Below are 17,245 nucleotides of genomic sequence, written 5' to 3'. Positions count from 1 at the left end.
CCCGTGTTGAATGATGTCGATTACTTGAGAATGATGACGTATTGGTCCGGCTTGTCCGCATAGAGCCGCTCGACCAGTGCCACGCGGCGCTCCAGGCCGGCGCGCTGGTTGATGTAGCCCTTGTCGGTGAGCTCATTGCCGTCGATGGAAGGCGGCTCGGCCATCAACATCGCGCGGGCGATGATGCGGCTGCTGGCGCCTTCGCATTCGCTGTTGTGCGTTTCCAGACCGCGCCTGAAGCAGGCAATCACCTCGGGATGCTTGACCGCATCCTCGAAACTCAGCTCAGGATTGCCGACGATTTGGCGGCAGGCGTGCAGATTCGGCCATGCGAGCAGGCCAATGAAGGGGCGATCCTGCCCGGCAACCAGCGCGTCATGCACAACGGGCGTCGCAGCAGCGATGGCATCCGTGCGGAGCGAGCCGACATGCACGAAGGTGCCGGTGGTCAGCTTAAAGTCTTCGACGACGCGACCGGCGAAGATGATGCCCTTCACCGGATCGGAATCGTCGACGAAGATGCCTGCATCGCCGATGCAGTAAAAGCCTTCCTCGTCGAACATCTTTTTCGTGAGATCAGGCTGACCGAAATAGCCGGGCGTGACGTTGACGCCGCGCAAGCGCAATTCGTATTTCGAGCCGCACGGCACCATCTTCAATTCGACGCCGGGGAACGGCAGGCCAATCAGGCCGACACGCTCGGTATCCCAATAGGTGCCGGTCGAGGTCGGCGAGGTCTCGGTCGAGCCCCAGCCGGTGTAGAACACGATGCGTTCGCCGGTGGTCTTCACCGCCAGCGCCTGCATGCGGTCGTAGAGATCGTCCGGTAGCCGCGCGCCGCCATAAGCCATGATCGAGAGATTTTTGAAGAAGGAGCGGCACAGCGCGTCGTCCTTCTCCATCGCGGCTGCGAGCGCGGCATAGCCGGCCGGCACGTTGGCGTAATAGGTCGGCGAAATCTCGCGCAGGTTCTTGACGGTCTCCTCGAGCTGCCCCGGCATCGGACGGCCGTCATCGATATAGAGTGTGCCGCCATCGACCAGCACCGGATGAAACGCCGCGTTGCCGCCCATGGTGTGATTCCACGGCATCCAGTCGAGCACCGTGGCCAGCGGCCCGCCTGCGGTGCGTGGCCGCACCTGCATCATCTGCGCCGCGTTGGCGCACATCATCTCTTGCGTGTTGATGACGGCTTTTGGCATGCCGGTCGAACCGGAGGTGAACAGCAGCTTGCCGACGGTATCTGGCGTGATCCTTGCGATCGATGCTTCGACATCCTTCGTCACCGGAGTTGCGGCCAGTTCGGAAAAGCTGACGCTCTTGATGCCCTCACAGGGCCGCACGACGTGAACGACGGTGACGCCAATGAGGTCGATTGCCTTCAGCGCCTTCTCGAAGGTCGGACCGTCCTGCACCATCACCACGGCCGGCTTGATCAGGTCGAACAGGTACTTCAGCTTGACGTGATCATGACTCATCAACGAGTAGGCCGGCGACACCGGGGCAGCCGGCGAACGCGCCTGCATCGAAGCCTGCGTCATCAGCGCATGCTCGATCGAATTGCCGGAGAGGATCGCGACCGGGCGTCCCTCCAGCTTGAGATTCAGCAGCGCCTGCGTCAGCGCATCCACGGTGCGCTTGGCTTCGCCATAGGAGACATTGCGCCATTCGCGATTGGGGCCGCCACGCTGCGCGAGCCAGATGCGCTCGGGGGCTTGCTTCGCCCATTTCACCAGCGAGGCCGGAAGATGCTTCTCGTAAGCCTGCAGCGGAATGCGCGACTTCAGCACCACCGTGCCGTCGGCGCGCCGCTCGACGTCGATGTCGCGCGCCAGCCACTCCACCTTGCGAAAGGCAGGCTTTGACATCACCGCCGCCGCGCTTCCACTCATTTTGCGTCTCCCGGAATTATTGTCCTTGGCGGATCTTTGTCGTTCAGCGCTTGATATAGACAGGCTTTCGCTTCTCAAGGAAGGCCCTGATTCCTTCCGAAAATTCCTCGGAGCGGCTGCACAGGACCTGATTGCGATCCTCCATCGCGATGACGGCTTCCAGCGATCCGGCATCGACGCTCATGTTGAGACATTCTTTTGACAGGCGCAGCCCCACGGGCGACGCCGTCATCATCGCATTGACATAAGGCGCGGCCGCGGCATCGAGCTTGTCCTCATCCACGACCTCGGAGACCAGCCCGACAGCGAGCGCGCGTTCGGCACCGATGAAACGCCCCGTGAGGATCAGCTCGGATGCCACGGAAACACCGACGAGACGCGGCAGAAAATAGCTGGTGCCGATGTCGCAGCCGCCAAGCCCAAGCTTGATGAAAGCGCAATTCATCCGCGCCGATCGGGTGGCGATGCGGATGTCGGAGGCCAACGCCAGCGCAAAGCCGCCGCCGGCCGCCGCGCCCTGCACCAGCGAGATGATCGGTTGCGGGCAGCGCCGCATCAGCATCACGATGTCGGCAATGCGCCGCTGCGAGTCCAGCGATTCCGTGACGTCGGGCGGCTCCTGCTGCCCGGCACGGCGGGTCATCGCCGCCTTGAGATCGAGGCCCGCGCAAAAATTCTTGCCGGCACCCTTGAGCACGACGACGCGCGTGTCGCGGTTGCGCTGGAGGCCCTGGAAATAAACGTTGAGCGCATCGATCAGCGCCGGATCGAGCGCGTTGAGACTATCGGGACGATTGAGCGTCACCCGGTCGACGCCGTCGTCATGCTCGATCCGCAACGGTTGGGACATGGGGCGCTCCTGCATCCGCTCTTGAGGTGGCGGTTATTGCGCCCTCTCCCCTTGTGGGAAAGGGCATGTACGTTGCTAGCCACATACTCGCTTGGGTGAGGGGTCTGTCTCCGCGGAGAGAACCCCTCATCCGGCGCGCTGCGCGCGCCACCTTCTCCCACAAGGGGAGAAGGGAAGAGCAGCAACGCCTACCGCGGCGCCATGCGGATGGCGCCGTCGAGACGGATAGTCTCGCCGTTGAGCATCGCGTTCTCGACCATGTGCACGGCGAGCGCGCCGTATTCCTTGGCATCGCCGAGGCGCGAGGGATGCGGCACCTGGGCGCCGAGGCTCTTGCGGGCCTCTTCATTCAGACCCATCAGCAGCGGCGTCATGAACAGGCCAGGCGCGATGGTGTTGACGCGGATTTTTTGGCTCGCGAGGTCGCGCGCCGCCGGCAGGGTCAAACCAACGACGCCACCCTTCGAAGCGGCATAAGCAATCTGGCCGATCTGGCCTTCATAAGCGGCAACCGAAGCGGTGTTGATGATGACGCCGCGCTCTTCACCGACCGGCTCAATCGTGACAAGGCGCTCGGCGAACAGGCGCAGGCAGTTGAAGGTGCCGATGAGGTTGACGTTGATGATGCGCGCGAACTTCTCCAAGGGATAGACGCCGTCGCGGCCGACGATACGCTGCGAGCCGCCAATGCCGGCGCAGTTCATCAGCACGCGAGCGACGCCATGCGCGGCTTCCGCCTTGGCGATCGCAGCCTTGATCTGCTCCTCGCTGGTGACGTCGGCATGAAGGGCCACGCCCTTCACCTCGGCGGCGACCTTCTCGGCGTTGTCCTTGTTCTGGTCAATCACGCCGATCTTGGCGCCCTTGGCTGCCATGGCGCGGGCGGTCGCTTCGCCGAGGCCCGAACCACCACCGGTGATGAGAACGGCTACGTCTTTCAATTCCATCGCTTGTACCTTTCCTTGGGCGTTTCTTCTCTGGACTTGAGAGTTCTGGCTGGATCATCCAGCCGCAACAGCTTCCTCGGCTTGCGTGAGGATGCCACCGCAGATCAGCGTTTCCATGTGCTTGATGTATTGCCGGCAGACGTCGTCGGTGACCGGGCCGACGCCGGTCGCGCGAGACATCGCGTGCCGGCCGAAGAACAGGTGATCACAGGCGCCGATCAGGCTAGTGTAGAACAGTACCGGATCGGTGGCGCGGAACTCGCCGCGGCTGACGCCTTCTGCGAGCAGCCGGCGATGGAAGTCGAGCAGTGGAGCCACGAAGAACTCGGAAACCTCATCCGCGGAGCCTGCAACGCTCTCGTGCAGCAGATAGTGGATCAGCCGGTTCATGTAGGGGAACCGGTGATAGGCGCGGATGATGCCGGCGATGTGCAGCTTCAGCTTCGCCGTCGGCGTGATCGGCTGCGCCAGCAGATATTCGAGGTTGGAGAGCTCCGTCCCCGCGTCGCGCTCGAGCAGCGCCAGCAGCAGGCCGTCCTTGTTGCCGAAATGATATTTGACCAGCGCGGCATTGGCGCCGGATTTTTGCGCGATGTCGCTCAGCGAGATCTCGATCGAGGAGCGTTCGATCATCAGCTCGCTCGCGGCCACGAGCAATTTCTCTGCCGTGGAATTCTTTCCGCTGGGGAGCCTGTTCGGTACGCTGGTAGTCACGGAAATCCCTGTTCTCGCCGCTTGAAGCGGGCCGCAGATAAGCCGAAGCAGCGCCTCATCACAAGAGTTAATTGATCGATTGACTAAACGATATCTCGCCCCTTAAATCCGCCCGACAACCCAATTCGATACAGAACAATCCAGGGAGAGACCGAAATGGCCGAGGCATACATCGTCGCCGCTGCGCGTACCGCCGGCGGGCGCAAGGGGGGCCGCCTCGCCGGCTGGCATCCAGCCGATCTCGCCGCAAAAGTGCTGGACGAGCTGGTCGATCGCGCCAAGGTCGATCCCGCTTTGGTCGAGGACGTGATCATGGGCTGCGTGATGCAGGTCGGTGAGCAGTCCAACAATGTCGCGCGCAACGCGATCATGGCGTCGAAACTGCCGGAGAGCGTGCCAGGCACCTCGATCGACCGTCAGTGCGGCTCCTCGCAGCAGGCACTGCACTTTGCAGCGCAAGCGGTGATGTCCGGTGCGATGGACGTGGTGATCGCGGCCGGCGTGGAATCGATGACGCGCGTGCCGATGGGCCTGTCGTCGCAGCTTCCCGCCAAGAACGGCTTTGGCAATTACAAGAGCGCCGGCATCGAGCACCGCTACCCGAACATCGTGTTCAGCCAGTTCACCGGCGCGGAGATGATGGCCGAGAAGTACGGCCTGTCGAAGAACGAGCTCGACGAGTATTCCTACAACAGCCATCAGCGCGCGATCGCGGCGACCCAAGCCGGCTCCTTCAAGAAGGAGATCATGCCGCTCGATATCACCCGCGCCGACGGCTCCAAGGACACCCATCACATCGACGAGGGTATCCGCTTCGACGCCACGCTCGACGGCATCAAGGGCGTCAAGCTGATCGCCGAGAACGGCAAGCTCTCTGCGGCCAGCGCCAGCCAGATCTGCGACGGCGCCTCCGGCGTCATGGTGGTGAACGAGCGCGGCCTGAAGCAGCTTGGCCTCACACCGCTCGCGCGCATCCATCACATGACGATGATGGGCGGCGATCCCGTGATCATGCTCGACGCACCGCTGCACGCCACCAAGCGCGCACTGGAGAAGGCCGGCATGAAGATCGACGACATCGATCTGTTCGAGGTCAACGAGGCCTTCGCCTCGGTGCCGACCGCATGGCTCAAGACCACCGGCGCCGATCCGGAGCGTCTCAACGTCAATGGCGGCGCGATCGCGCTCGGCCATCCGCTCGGCGGCTCCGGCACCAAGCTGATGACCACGCTGGTCCACGCCCTGCACCAGCGCGGCAAGCGCTACGGTCTCCAGACCATGTGCGAAGGCGGCGGCATGGCGAATGTGACGATCGTCGAACGGCTGTAAGAAAAACAAAAGCGAGTAGTGAGTGGCGAGTAGCGAATGGTGAGTAGGCGAAGAGCGGTTTGCCCTTCTTCCCTATTCGCCATTAGCTACTCGCCATTCGCGTTTTGAGGAAAGCCATGACCCATCCCTCCATCTACGCCAAGAGCACGCCCGACAAGATCGCCTACCAGATGGCCGGGACCGGCAGGGCGATCAGCTATCGCGAGCTCGACGAGCTCTCGAACCAGGGCGCGAACCTGTTCCGCTCGCTCGGCCTGAAGGCCGGCGATCACATCGCGCTGCTGATGGAAAACCGCCTCGCGTTCATGGAGATCTGCTGGGCGGCGCAACGCAGCGGACTCTATTACACCGCGATAAGCCGCTATCTGAAGCAGGACGAGATCGACTACATCATCGGCGATTGCGGCGCCAAGGTCGTAATCACCACGCCAAAATGCGCCGACCAGATCAAGGATTTGATCAGGGGTACACCCGGCGAGCCGATCTTCTACATGGTCGACGAGCCCCTGCCCGGTTTCCGCTCCTACGACAAGGAAGCGGCGGCACAACCGACCACGCCGGTCGCCGACGAGGTCGCCGGCTACGACATGCTATACTCGTCGGGCACCACCGGTCGGCCCAAGGGCATCAAGAAGGCTTTCGAAGGCAACAAGATCGATGTGCCGAACGCCTTCCTGCGCGTGCTCTGCGCCGACATGTGCGGCATGAACGCGGAGAGCACCTATCTGTCGCCGGCGCCGCTCTATCATGCGGCTCCGCTGCGCTTCAACATGATGGCGATCGTGCTTGGCGGCACCTCCATCATCATGGAGCATTTTGACGCCGAGGATTTCCTCAAGCTGGTCGAGACATACAAGGTCACGCAGTCGCAGCTGGTGCCGACCATGTTCGTGCGCATGCTGAAGCTGCCGGACGAGGTCCGCGCGAAGTACAACGTCTCGACGCTGAAGGGGGCCATCCACGCCGCCGCGCCCTGCCCGGTCGACGTGAAGGCAAAAATGATCGAATGGTGGGGGCCGATCCTGATCGAATACTACGCAGGCTCGGAAGGCAACGGCGTCACCGTCTGCAATTCGAAAGAATGGCTGGAGCATCGCGGCAGCGTCGGCCGCGCCGTGGTCGGCAAGATCAAGATTCTGGACGAGAACGACGCGGAGCAGCCGCTGGGTGAGATCGGGACGGTCTATTTCGCCGACGCGCCAGCGTTTACCTATCACAACGATCCCGAGAAGACGAAGAAGGCCTACAACGCAAAAGGCTGGTCGACGCTCGGCGATGTCGGCTATCTCGACAGAGACGGCTTTCTGTTTCTCACCGACCGCAAGTCCTACATGATCATCTCGGGTGGCGTGAACATCTACCCGCAGGAGACCGAGGACGTGCTCATCACCCACCCCGAGATCGCCGACGTCGCCGTGTTTGGCGTGCCGAACGAGGAGATGGGCGAAGAGGTGAAGGCGGTGGTGCAGCCGCACGACATGACGCGCGCCGGCAAGGAGCTCGAGGCCGATCTGATCGCCTACTGCAAGACCCGTCTCTCGGCGATCAAATGCCCGCGCTCGATCGACTTCGAAACCGAGTTGCCGCGCACGCCCACCGGCAAGCTGGTGAAGCGGCATCTGCGCGACAAATATTGGCCGAAGGCGGCGGCGAAGATTTAGCGGAGGTCTCGTGTCCCGGACGCGACGCAGCGCGTAGCGGTGCGCCGCAGAGCCGGGACCCATCTCGCTGCAACGCTGGGCCCCGGCTCTGCAGTGCGTCACTTCGTGCCGCACTGCGTCCGGGGCACGGAACCATCCCTCAATCGAACAAGCTCGGCGTGTGGTTCACCAGCGCGCCTTCGATCTCGAGCATCTTCAACTTCGTCACCACGCCGCCATTGGCCGAAAAGCCGCCGGGCTTGTTGCCGGCCGCCAGCACGCGGTGGCAGGGCACGACGATCGGGCACGGGTTGTGGCCGAGCGCCTGGCCGACATCGCGCGAGAGCTGGACGCCGCCGAGCTGCTTGGCGATGTCGCCATAGGTGATGGTCTTGCCGGGCGGGATCGCGCGGGCGATCTCGTAGACGCCCCGGTTGAAGTCGGGGACACCGTCGAGATCGAGCGAGATGTCGGTGAGGTCATCGGGTTCACCGGCGAGCAGCTTGACGATGCGGTCGATCGCCTGCTGCACGTCCTCGGTCGGCTCGGCTTCGCTGGCGTCCGCGTGGCGCTGGGTGATGCGGGTACGGATCTTCGCCTCGCCGCCCATCGGCAATTGCGTGCCGTTGATTCCGCGCGGACCCCAGGCGACGGCGCAGAGGCCGATCCTGGTGTCGAACAGGGCAAAATGCTGGTCGCTCATGGCTCGGTTCCTGGCTTGCGCCCTCGACGCATGCCCCCATTGTGATCTCAGCCTAAATCTAGGCTTGGAAATAGTTGCGATCCACCCGGTTTCCGGGAATCTTGCACAGGAGTTCTGCACCCCTTCCCGCGAGCCGAGAATGCAAAGCCTCCACGTCAACGGATACGACATGCCCTATCTCGACGTGGGCGAGGACAGAGGCGGCTCGCCGCTGGTCTGCGTTCATGGCTCGCTGTCGGACTTCCGGGTCTGGGGCTGCGTGCTCGGGCCGCTGACGCAGCGGCACCGGGTGATCGCTGTCAGCTTGAGGCACTTCTTCCCAGCGCAATGGGATGGCGTCGGCGATACCTATTCGATCGCCCAGCATGTCCAGGACGTCATCGCGTTCATCGAGAAGCTCGACCTCGGCCCGGTCGATCTGATGGGCCATTCCCGCGGCGGGCACATCTGCTTCCGCGTGGCGCAGCAGCGGCCGGACCTGCTGCGGCGGCTGGTGCTGGCCGAGCCCGGCGGCGAACTCGATGCCAGCCTCGATCCGGATTATGCCGGCGGTCCCTCGCCGCTGCTGGCCCGGTTCACGGCTTCGGCGGAGAAGATTTCGGCTGGCGATATCGACGGCGGCCTTGCCGTCTTCGTCGACACGCTGGAAGGCGCCGGCACCTGGCCGCGGCTTCCGGCGATGTTGAAGCAGAATTTGCGCGACAACGCCTTCACGCTGATCGGGCAGGTCCGCGACAACCGCCCGCCGTTCTCGAAGGCGGATGCGGAGTCCATCAAAATGCCGACGCTGTTCATCCTGGGGGCACGGACCAAGGGCCTGCTGCCGAAGGTGCTGCATGCGCTCGCCGCCCATGTGCCCTACGCCAAGACTGCGATCATCCCGAACGCGACGCATCCGATGTTCGAGCAGGCGCCGCAAAAATACTCCGAAGTGGTTCTCGATTTTCTGGCGAGCTGATCATGCAGACATTCGGCGTCAACGGTTACGACATGGCCTATCTCGAAGTCGGAGAGGGCCATCCACTCGTCTGCGTACACGGCACGCTCGGGGATTTCCGCACCTGGTATTCGGTGCTCGGCCCGCTGTCGAAATCCCATCGCGTGATCTCGGTCAGCCTCCGGCATTTCTTTCCCGAGCATTGGGACGCTATCGGCGACGATTACAAAATGGCACAACACGTCGCCGACATGATCGCCTTCATCGAGCAGGTGACGCCTGGACCCGTCGACCTGATGGGCCATTCCCGCGGCGGGCACATCGCCTTTCGCGTGGCGCAGGCGCGGCCTGATCTGCTGCGAAAACTGGTGCTGGCCGAGCCCGGCGGCGATCTCGATGCCAGCCTGCCGGTGCCGGAAGGCACGCCCGCGCATCCACCGCTGGCCGCGCGCACCGCGCGCTCGGTCGAGATGATCCGCGCCGGCGATCTCGATGGCGCGCTGCAGAACTTCTACGAGGGCATCGAAGGCGACGGCTCGTGGCGGCGCGTGCCGGCAGCTGCGAAGCAGCAGCTGCGCGACAACACGCTCACCTTCCTCGGCCAGATCAACGAGCAGCGGCGGCCGTACACGCTCGCGGACGCACGGGCGATCAAAACGACGACGCTGCTGATCGGCGGTGGTGCGACCACGGGCAGCCTGTCGGTGATGTGGCGCGTGCTGGCCGAGCACATCGCGGGAGCCAGGACGGCGGTGATCCCCAAGGCCGGCCACTGGATGTTCGAGCAGGCGCCGCTGGAGTTCGGCGATGTGGTGAGCCGCTTTCTGGCAGAGTGACGCGGCTGCCAACTCGTCTTTCGGAAAACAACCCCATGCACAGTAGGCGGCCCCAGAGATATCAACGACTTAGCGGATTCTCTCAAAAAACGCCTTTCGCCCTGCCTTGACGGCCTCCCACCTCCTGAGATACCGTCGAATACGGAATTCCGTATTCCATTTTTGGAGCTGCCGGCGTGATTCCCCTCGACCCGTTGCCCAACCTGATCGATCAGGTCTATGCGCGCATTCTGGAGGCGATCTCCGATCGCACGCTGCAGCCCGGCCAGCGCATCCGGCAGAACGAGCTTGCCGACAAGCTCGGCGTCTCGCGCCAGCCGGTGTCGCATGCGCTGCATCTGCTGCACCGGCAGGGCCTCGTCGCCGAGAGCGGCAAGCGCGGCTTTGAAGTCACCCAGCTCGATCCCTCACGCATCCGCCAGCTCTACGAGGTGCGCGGCGCCATCGATGCGCTCGCGGCGCGGCTCGCCGCGACGCGCGCCGCCAACGATGCCGCTGGGCGCGCGCGGCTCGACGCGGCACTTGGGGCCGGACGCCGTATCGATCGCAAGACCTCGCTTGCCGAGCTGATTACGCTCGACGTCGATTTTCATCGCGCCATCTATCAGCTCTCCGGCAATCCCGTGATCGAGGAGACGATCACGCCGCAATGGCCGCATATGCGCCGCTCGATGGCGACGGTGCTGTCGGAGCTCGACTATCGCGGCAGCGCCTGGGCGGAGCATGCCGATATCGCCAAATACATTCTCGCAGGCGATGCGAAAGCCGCCGAACGCGCGGCGCTTTCGCATGCGCAGACGGCGGGACGGATGACTGAGGAGAGATTGAGGGCGACAGACGAGGCGGCGGCGTAGCGACGCGCGCACGCCGTCATGACAAAAAAACAAAACAAAACAAGGAGGACGACCCATGAAACTGTCTCAAGAGCAATTGGAGTTCTTCGACCGCGAGGGCTGGCTGTTCCTGCCCGAGCTGTTCAGCCAGGAGGAGGTCGATTTCCTCGCGCGCGAAGCGGTCGGCATCTATGACGCCAACCGGCCCGAGGTCTGGCGTGAGAAGAGCGGCGCGCCGCGCACCGCCTTTGCCGCGCATCTCTACAACGAGGCTTTTGGCATTTTGGGCGCGCATCCGCGCATGATCGACCCGGTCGAGCAGCTGTTCGGCGAAAAGGTCTACATGCACCAATTCAAGATCAACGCGAAATCGGCCTTCACCGGCGATGTCTGGCAGTGGCACCAGGATTACGGCACCTGGAAGCGCGATGACGGCATGCCCGAGCCGCGCGCAATGAACATCGCGATCTTCCTGGACGAGGTGATGCCGATCAACGGCCCGCTGATGCTGGTGCCGCAGAGCCAGAATGCCGGCGATCTCAAGGCCTCGCATGACCTTGCCACCACGTCCTATCCGCTGTGGACGCTGGACGAGGACACCGTGACGCGGCTTGTCAAGCAGGGCGGCATCGTGGCGCCGACCGGCAAGCCGGGCGGCATGTTGATGTTCCACGGCAATCTCGTGCACGGCTCGAGCGGCAACATCACGCCCTACCCGCGCAAGATCGTGTATCTGACGCTGAACGCGGTCTCGAATTATATCCGCACGCCGACGCGACCGGAGTACATCGCGCATCGCGACTTTGCGCCGATCGAAACGGTGGACGACGACGCACTGGTGCGGCTGGCACGGGCACCGCGACAGGCGGCGGAGTAAGATCTCGTGCCCCGGACGCAGCGCAGCGCGAAGCGGTGCGCTGCTGAGCCGGGGCCCACGCCGCACGGATAGTTTTTTTCTCTGGGTCCCGGCTCTGCGGAGCGGCACTTCCGGACGATGCTACGCATCGCCTAGGCCGCACCGCGTCCGGGACACGATCATTGCCAGGACATTCCCCATGAACCTCTTCCGCCTCCTCCAGGCCCGCGCGTCCGCCGGCAAGCCTGTTCGCGTCGCGCTGATCGGCGCCGGCAAATTCGGCTCGATGTTTCTGGCGCAGGTACCGCATACGCCCGGGCTGGAGGTGCCGCTCATCATCGACATCGACCGCGACCGGGCGCGCGAGGCGTGCCGCACGGTGGGCTGGAGCGCCGAGCGGATCGCTGCGACCGTGTTCACCGATGACGGTGCGCGCGCGATTGCCGGCGGCGCGATGGATGTGGTGGTGGAGGCGACCGGCAATCCCGCCGTCGGCATCAAGCATGCGCGGGCCGCGATTGCGGCGGGCAAGCATATCGTGATGGTGAACGTCGAGGCCGACGTGCTGGCAGGCCCTCTGCTCGCCGAGGAAGCGCGCAAGGCCGGCGTGGTCTATTCGCTCGCCTATGGTGACCAGCCGGCGTTAACGGCGGAAATGGTCGACTGGGCCCGCGCCACCGGCTTTCGCGTCGTCGCCGCCGGCAAGGGCACGAAATATCTGCCGGCCTATCATGACGTGACGCCCGACGGCGTCTGGCAGCATTACGGCCTGACCGCGGGCGAAGCGCAGTCGGCCGGCATGAATCCGCAGATGTTCAACTCCTTCCTCGACGGCACCAAATCGGCGATCGAGATGGCCGCGATTGCGAACGCCTGCGGCCTCGACGTGCCTGCGGAAGGACTGCTGTTTCCGCCCTGCGGCGTCGACGATTTACCGCACACCATGCGGCCGCGCTCGCGCGGCGGCGTGCTGGAGCGGTCCGGCGTGGTCGAAGTTGTCTCCTCGCTCGAGCGCGACGGGCGGCCGGTGTTTCGCGATTTGCGCTGGGGCGTCTATGTCGTGCTGGAAGCGCCGAACGACTATGCCGCCGACTGCTTCAGGCAGTATGGCCTGAAGACCGACGGCAGCGGACGCTTTGCCGCGATGTACAAACCCTATCATCTGATCGGGCTCGAGCTGAACATCTCGGTGCTGTCGGCGGCGCTGCGGGGCGAGCCGACCGGGCAACCCTACGGCTTCCGCGGCGACGTCGCGTCCGTGGCAAAGCGTAACTTACGCGCCGGCGAGATGCTGGACGGCGAAGGCGGCTACACGGTATGGGGCAAGCTGGTGCCGGCGGCGGCGAGCCTCAAAGCGGGCGCCCTGCCGATTGGGCTGGCGCATCGGCTGAAGCTGAAGCATGACGTCGCCCATGGGGAGATCGTACGCTGGAGCGATGTCGAGTTCGACGCCAATAACGAGACGATCAGGACGCGTAAGGCGATGGAGGCGGCGTTCGCGAAATAGCGACCAAGCACCCACAATTCGGGACGCTGCGGATCGGCCGAAGCTTGATGTCGGCTATGCCCTCAAACGCGACGCCAAAGCGAACCTCGTTGGAGGTCAGCGATGGGCCAGAAGCGGCCATTGCGAGACAGCCAATAAGAAGCCGCGAAGGTCAACTGGGCAGTCAGGCGCCGAAACTCGTGGACGATATCTAACTTAGAACGCTGTCCCACACGTAACGTGGAGAGTGCCCTGGACAATATGAATGATAACGTTCTGCGCTATCGGGGTCGAGTATCCCTCTGTAATGACCCAAGTTAATGCAACACCATCAGGCATTTGTCTTTCAAACTTCGGTTTACCAAAGTGGTCGATATAGATTTTTCTTGTCTCTTGGATTGCATTTGGGCCTGCAGCAATCGGTTGTCGCACCTGATCTATTTGGTCTAGGCCAAACACATGCGTGCAGCCCACGCCGCTGTCGCGTAAGGGGTCGGCCAGAATGGCGGGCGGCAACAGCAGCCCAAGGATGAATGCGCATTTCAGAATACGAGTCGCGACCAACAAAGCCAAACCTCTGAATTGGACTGCACCACGCCAATATTGACGCACTAAGCCAGCAACAACACGACTATGTCCGTTTCGGGTCGAACTGAGAAAGACTCTCATTGAGCAAAACGAGTCCGCTCCTGCCTTGAATGCTGACATGCAAGCGGCATGGATCGAGAGGAGTCCGCGTCGCCGCAGGGCGCGCCGAGCTAGCGAGCTCGCCTCATGTTGGGCATCAGGTCTATCAGGCCCAGATCCACGAGCGTGCGATGGAAGCGACGTTTCTGTTCGGAGGCTGACGCGAAGTAGGCTGCTCCGCAATCATCAAGCAGGCTCGCGCGCGTAGCGAATATCGGGTCGAGCGCAACGCCCGCACGTTGCAAAGCAACAGTTCCAAGGAAGGCGATATCGAGGTCGGCGCCCCTTCCGGGGCTGAGGTGGGGGATACTCAAGGCTTCTATCGCATAGAATGTACGAAACGGGCGCCGCTCGTCTCCCGGTCGTTTCAGGTGTCGCTCGATCTGTTTCGTCAACACGGGTTGATGGTCCCCGTAGTGTACGATGAGAACAGGCCGTCTAGGAAAGCTGCTTGCCAGCTTGGCTCTGAGCCTTTGCCAGGTAGACGCGGTCTCTGCCAGTCGGGTGTAGTACTCGACGTATCCAGCATCGGGGAAACTCGCCATGGCAAAGGCACGTTGCCTCTCGAATTGACCTGATGGCACAAGCTGCCGGTTATGCGGACCGTGATTGAAGTTAGTCAGCGCATAAAGAAATCTCGGTGTCGGATCGTCAGCGATCCTCCTGACATGCGCGTCGATGACCGCATCCAGGAACATCGCATCGGAATTTGTTGCCTCGAAACGTCGGGCATCGAACGGTGGCGGAAGCTCGTCGACGAAGATGCGCTCGTCGATGCCGATCGAACTGTAGAATTTATCGTAACTGAGAAACTCGCGGCGACAGCTGGATATGAGCGTGGTCTTGTAGCCGAGCGACGCCAACGAACGTGGCAAGCTGCTGTGAAAACGGCCGGCGCCCTTCTCGAAGAGGTAATAGGCGCTCGAACCGAAGCTCGCACTTGAAAGACCGGTGAGCAGGCTAAATTCGGATTGCCACGAACCTCCGCCAAAGATGTCGACGTTCAGGTGCCCAAATTCCCCATCTGACGGGGACAGGAAGTCTTCGACGACTGGCTCGACCGGCAGCCCGAAAATGCGCGGGTCGAAGACCGATTCGTGCTGGATGACGATAATGTCCGGAGAACAGGCAGAACGCGCAGGCGTGGCCTCCCTCAATGGCAGTGGTTCGTTTGCGATATCGCTCAGAGCCAACCCGCCGAACTGCTGCCAGCAAGCGGGGTCCACCAGCGAGGCCATGAAGGTCGCGTAGAAGCCCCGGCCTTGCGTCAGGGTCAGCCGCAAAAGGGTGGCGCCTCTTGACGCAGAAGCCATTGCAAGGCCAGCGAGCGCCAGAAGGAATAAAAGAATCCGAGACGCGACAGAAATGGGGGATCCGGCCGCGTGGAGCAGAACCGCGCTCGAAGCAAAGACGAATAGCGCGCTTCCTGCCAGAACACCCAGCATCATGCGTGGATACTGCAGCACGAAGAACGGGACCGTGCCCGCAAACGCCAGAGGCAAATCGGAAACGGTCAGCTTGAGCGCGCTGTGATTGAATTTAACGATTGATATGCCGGCGATGGCTACCGCCAGCATGCCAGACAGCAGGATCGCTCTCTCGAGATCGGCTAGAAACACCAGCAGCAGAGCAGCGTTGAAGAGAAGAGCTGCGACCGCAAACGGCAGATGTTGAACGCTCCGTTCCGTCAGCGCAATTGCGGCGACGGCCGCCACAAGAATCAAAATCGAAGTCATAGGATCAAAATGCCCCGGGCATCTGAGTTTTTCAACTCGGGTCTCGGCTCCCCTCAAGCAGCGTGTGCCGTCACTAAATTCAGTCGATTCTGCACCGCAACAAGACACGCTTCCGCGCACATTGGCGATAGTGTCGCAACGCGGCGTTGCCGACGAGACCGGTCGCTCCGGCGACCACGGCCTCCTTGCCGGTCATGCGCGAGCCTCCCTTTTGGTATTGCCCAATTCCGTAGCAGATCGCAGGTCAATCCGACTTGCGTCCGGCCCGCATTCGCAGCTGCGGAGCTGCATGAGGCTTGATTATCGCACAGCGTCCGGTCATCCTCGCCCACGGAACCGCAATGATCGGAATTCCAGCAAAAAAGAGCCCATCAGGGCCGTTCGGAAACGCTTCACAAGTCTCAACAAAACAACGTCGAACCTCGACGCAGACAAGACGACATCAAAATCGCTCCCTGGGTCGAAGCATCGGCATAACGGAGGGAAGTGCATGGAACGTCGTAAATTCCTGACGGCAGGCGGATTGGGCCTTGCCGCGAGTGCTGTTGCTGCGCCCGCAATCGCGCAATCGTCGCCCGAGATCAAATGGCGGTACGCCACGAGCTGGCCGAAGTCGCTCGATACGCTCTATGGCGGCTGCGAATATTTCTCCAAGAAGGTCGCCGAAATCACCGACAACAAGTTCCAGATCCAGCCGTTCGCGGCCGGAGAGATCGTGCCGGGCCTTCAGGTGCTCGACGCCGTGTCGAACGGCACCGTCGAGATGGGCAACACCGCGCTCTATTACTATTGGGGCAAGAACCCCGCCTTCACCTTCGCGACCGCGCTCCCGTTCGGATTGAACACGCGCCAGCAGATTTCCTGGCTGCTGTGGGGCGGCGGACAGGAGCTCGTGAACGACCTGTTGAAGGAGTACAACGTCTACGGCATTCCGACAGGATCGACCGGCGCCCAGATGGGCGGCTGGTTCAGGAAGGAGATCAAGAGCATCGACGACCTGAAGGGTCTGAAAATGCGCATCGGCGGCTTTGCCGGCACGATCATGGCCAAACTCGGCGCGGTGCCGCAGCAGATCGCCGGCGGCGACATCTATCCGGCGCTCGAAAAGGGCACGATCGATGCGGCCGAATGGGTTGGCCCCTACGACGACGAGAAGCTCGGCTTCGTGAAAGTCGCGAAGTACTATTACTATCCCGGCTGGTGGGAAGGCACGAGCCAAGGCCATAACATCATGAACATCGACAAGTGGAACGCGCTGCCGAAGCACTATCAGGCCGCGATCGACTCCGCCTCGCGCGACACCTTCACCTGGATCACCGGCAAGTACGACGCGCTGAACGCGCCGGCGCTGAAGCGCCTGCTCGTAGCGGGCGCGATCCTGAAGGCGTTCCCGCAGGAGGTGCTCGAAGCCTCCTACAGCGCCGCCAACGAGATCTATGCCGACCTCTCCAAGACCAATCCGCATTTCGGCAAGATGTATGCGAGCATGTCCGCCTACCGCGCGGAAGCGCTGCCGTGGTTTCAGGTCGCCGAGATCAGCTTCGACAGCTTCATGATGCGGATGCGGACCAAGACGTGACGAGCTGAAAAGAGCAGCGACGAAAACGACGAAAGCCCCGGAGATGTCTCCGGGGCTTTTTTGTATGGCGCTGTTTACGATTGACAGCAAAGCGAGCTGCGCTCTCGTGCCCCGGACGCAGCGCAGCGTCTCTTCGACGATGCGCTGCAGAGCCGGGGCCCATGGCGCCGCGAGGACGGGGCTCTGGGTCCCGGCTCTGCGCAGCAGCGTTTCACGCTGC

Annotated in this window: 14 protein-coding genes; 8 read left to right on the top strand and 6 right to left on the bottom strand. The window is 62.7% G+C overall.

The genetic code is table 11. The annotated features are described in order from the left end of the window. Positions 1–20 precede the first annotated feature (20 nt). The 4 genes from BMW89_RS31315 to BMW89_RS31300 all read right to left on the bottom strand — a co-directional run bounded on the left by BMW89_RS31315 (position 21) and on the right by BMW89_RS31300 (position 4,346). Positions 21–1,892 carry an AMP-binding protein gene (locus tag BMW89_RS31315; RefSeq protein WP_092033486.1) on the bottom strand — a complete coding sequence of 624 codons (1,872 nt, stop codon included), beginning with the start codon at positions 1,890–1,892 and terminating at the stop codon, positions 21–23. A gap of 43 nt (positions 1,893–1,935) precedes the next feature. Continuing rightward, positions 1,936–2,742 carry an enoyl-CoA hydratase/isomerase family protein gene (locus BMW89_RS31310; protein ID WP_092033482.1) on the bottom strand — a complete coding sequence of 269 codons (807 nt, stop codon included), beginning with the start codon at positions 2,740–2,742 and terminating at the stop codon, positions 1,936–1,938. 188 nt (positions 2,743–2,930) lie between these two features. Next, the gene (locus BMW89_RS31305) at positions 2,931–3,689 is read right to left on the bottom strand and encodes an SDR family NAD(P)-dependent oxidoreductase (protein WP_092033478.1); all 759 of its coding nucleotides are present in this window, start codon (positions 3,687–3,689) and stop codon (positions 2,931–2,933) included. A 54-nt stretch (positions 3,690–3,743) separates the two neighbouring features. Then, a complete protein-coding gene (locus tag BMW89_RS31300; RefSeq protein WP_244547738.1) occupies positions 3,744–4,346 on the bottom strand; it encodes a TetR family transcriptional regulator in 603 nt (200 codons plus the stop codon). Between the two features lie 213 nt (positions 4,347–4,559). On the opposite strand from BMW89_RS31300, the gene BMW89_RS31295 reads away from it, so the two are divergent. Together BMW89_RS31295 and BMW89_RS31290 are read left to right on the top strand one after the other, a co-directional pair. Then, positions 4,560–5,732 carry an acetyl-CoA C-acetyltransferase gene (locus tag BMW89_RS31295; RefSeq protein WP_092033468.1) on the top strand — a complete coding sequence of 391 codons (1,173 nt, stop codon included), beginning with the start codon at positions 4,560–4,562 and terminating at the stop codon, positions 5,730–5,732. 116 nt (positions 5,733–5,848) lie between these two features. After that, on the top strand, positions 5,849–7,393 hold the full coding sequence (locus tag BMW89_RS31290; protein ID WP_092033464.1) for an acyl-CoA synthetase: 1,545 nt from the start codon (positions 5,849–5,851) through the stop codon (positions 7,391–7,393). Positions 7,394–7,532: 139 nt separating this feature from the next. On the opposite strand, the gene BMW89_RS31285 is transcribed toward BMW89_RS31290, so the two are convergent. Next, the gene (locus tag BMW89_RS31285; protein ID WP_092033461.1) at positions 7,533–8,075 is read right to left on the bottom strand and encodes a methylated-DNA--[protein]-cysteine S-methyltransferase; all 543 of its coding nucleotides are present in this window, start codon (positions 8,073–8,075) and stop codon (positions 7,533–7,535) included. A gap of 139 nt (positions 8,076–8,214) precedes the next feature. On the opposite strand from BMW89_RS31285, the gene BMW89_RS31280 reads away from it, so the two are divergent. The 5 genes from BMW89_RS31280 (at position 8,215) to BMW89_RS31260 (ending at position 13,044) form a co-directional block, all read left to right on the top strand. Then, the gene (locus tag BMW89_RS31280; RefSeq protein WP_092033457.1) at positions 8,215–9,033 is read left to right on the top strand and encodes an alpha/beta fold hydrolase; all 819 of its coding nucleotides are present in this window, start codon (positions 8,215–8,217) and stop codon (positions 9,031–9,033) included. Positions 9,034–9,035: 2 nt separating this feature from the next. After that, positions 9,036–9,848, top strand: a complete 813-nt coding sequence (locus BMW89_RS31275) for an alpha/beta fold hydrolase (protein ID WP_092033453.1) — start codon at positions 9,036–9,038, stop codon at positions 9,846–9,848. Positions 9,849–10,024: 176 nt separating this feature from the next. Next, on the top strand, positions 10,025–10,702 hold the full coding sequence (locus BMW89_RS31270; protein ID WP_092033449.1) for a GntR family transcriptional regulator: 678 nt from the start codon (positions 10,025–10,027) through the stop codon (positions 10,700–10,702). A gap of 55 nt (positions 10,703–10,757) precedes the next feature. Beyond that, on the top strand, positions 10,758–11,558 hold the full coding sequence (locus tag BMW89_RS31265; protein ID WP_092033447.1) for a phytanoyl-CoA dioxygenase family protein: 801 nt from the start codon (positions 10,758–10,760) through the stop codon (positions 11,556–11,558). Positions 11,559–11,736: 178 nt separating this feature from the next. Further along, positions 11,737–13,044, top strand: a complete 1,308-nt coding sequence (locus BMW89_RS31260) for an NAD(P)H-dependent oxidoreductase (RefSeq protein WP_092033444.1) — start codon at positions 11,737–11,739, stop codon at positions 13,042–13,044. Positions 13,045–13,781: 737 nt separating this feature from the next. Here the strand turns inward: BMW89_RS31260 and BMW89_RS31250 are convergent. After that, on the bottom strand, positions 13,782–15,446 hold the full coding sequence (locus BMW89_RS31250; RefSeq protein ID WP_092033437.1) for a sulfatase-like hydrolase/transferase: 1,665 nt from the start codon (positions 15,444–15,446) through the stop codon (positions 13,782–13,784). Between the two features lie 490 nt (positions 15,447–15,936). On the opposite strand from BMW89_RS31250, the gene BMW89_RS31245 reads away from it, so the two are divergent. After that, the gene (locus tag BMW89_RS31245; RefSeq protein ID WP_092033432.1) at positions 15,937–17,025 is read left to right on the top strand and encodes a TRAP transporter substrate-binding protein; all 1,089 of its coding nucleotides are present in this window, start codon (positions 15,937–15,939) and stop codon (positions 17,023–17,025) included. The last annotated feature ends 220 nt before the right edge of the window (positions 17,026–17,245 follow it).

Source organism: Bradyrhizobium sp. OK095 (assembly GCF_900109945.1).
In the GTDB taxonomy this organism is placed as follows: domain Bacteria; phylum Pseudomonadota; class Alphaproteobacteria; order Rhizobiales; family Xanthobacteraceae; genus Bradyrhizobium.
This window is presented reverse-complemented; position numbering and strand designations above follow the sequence as displayed.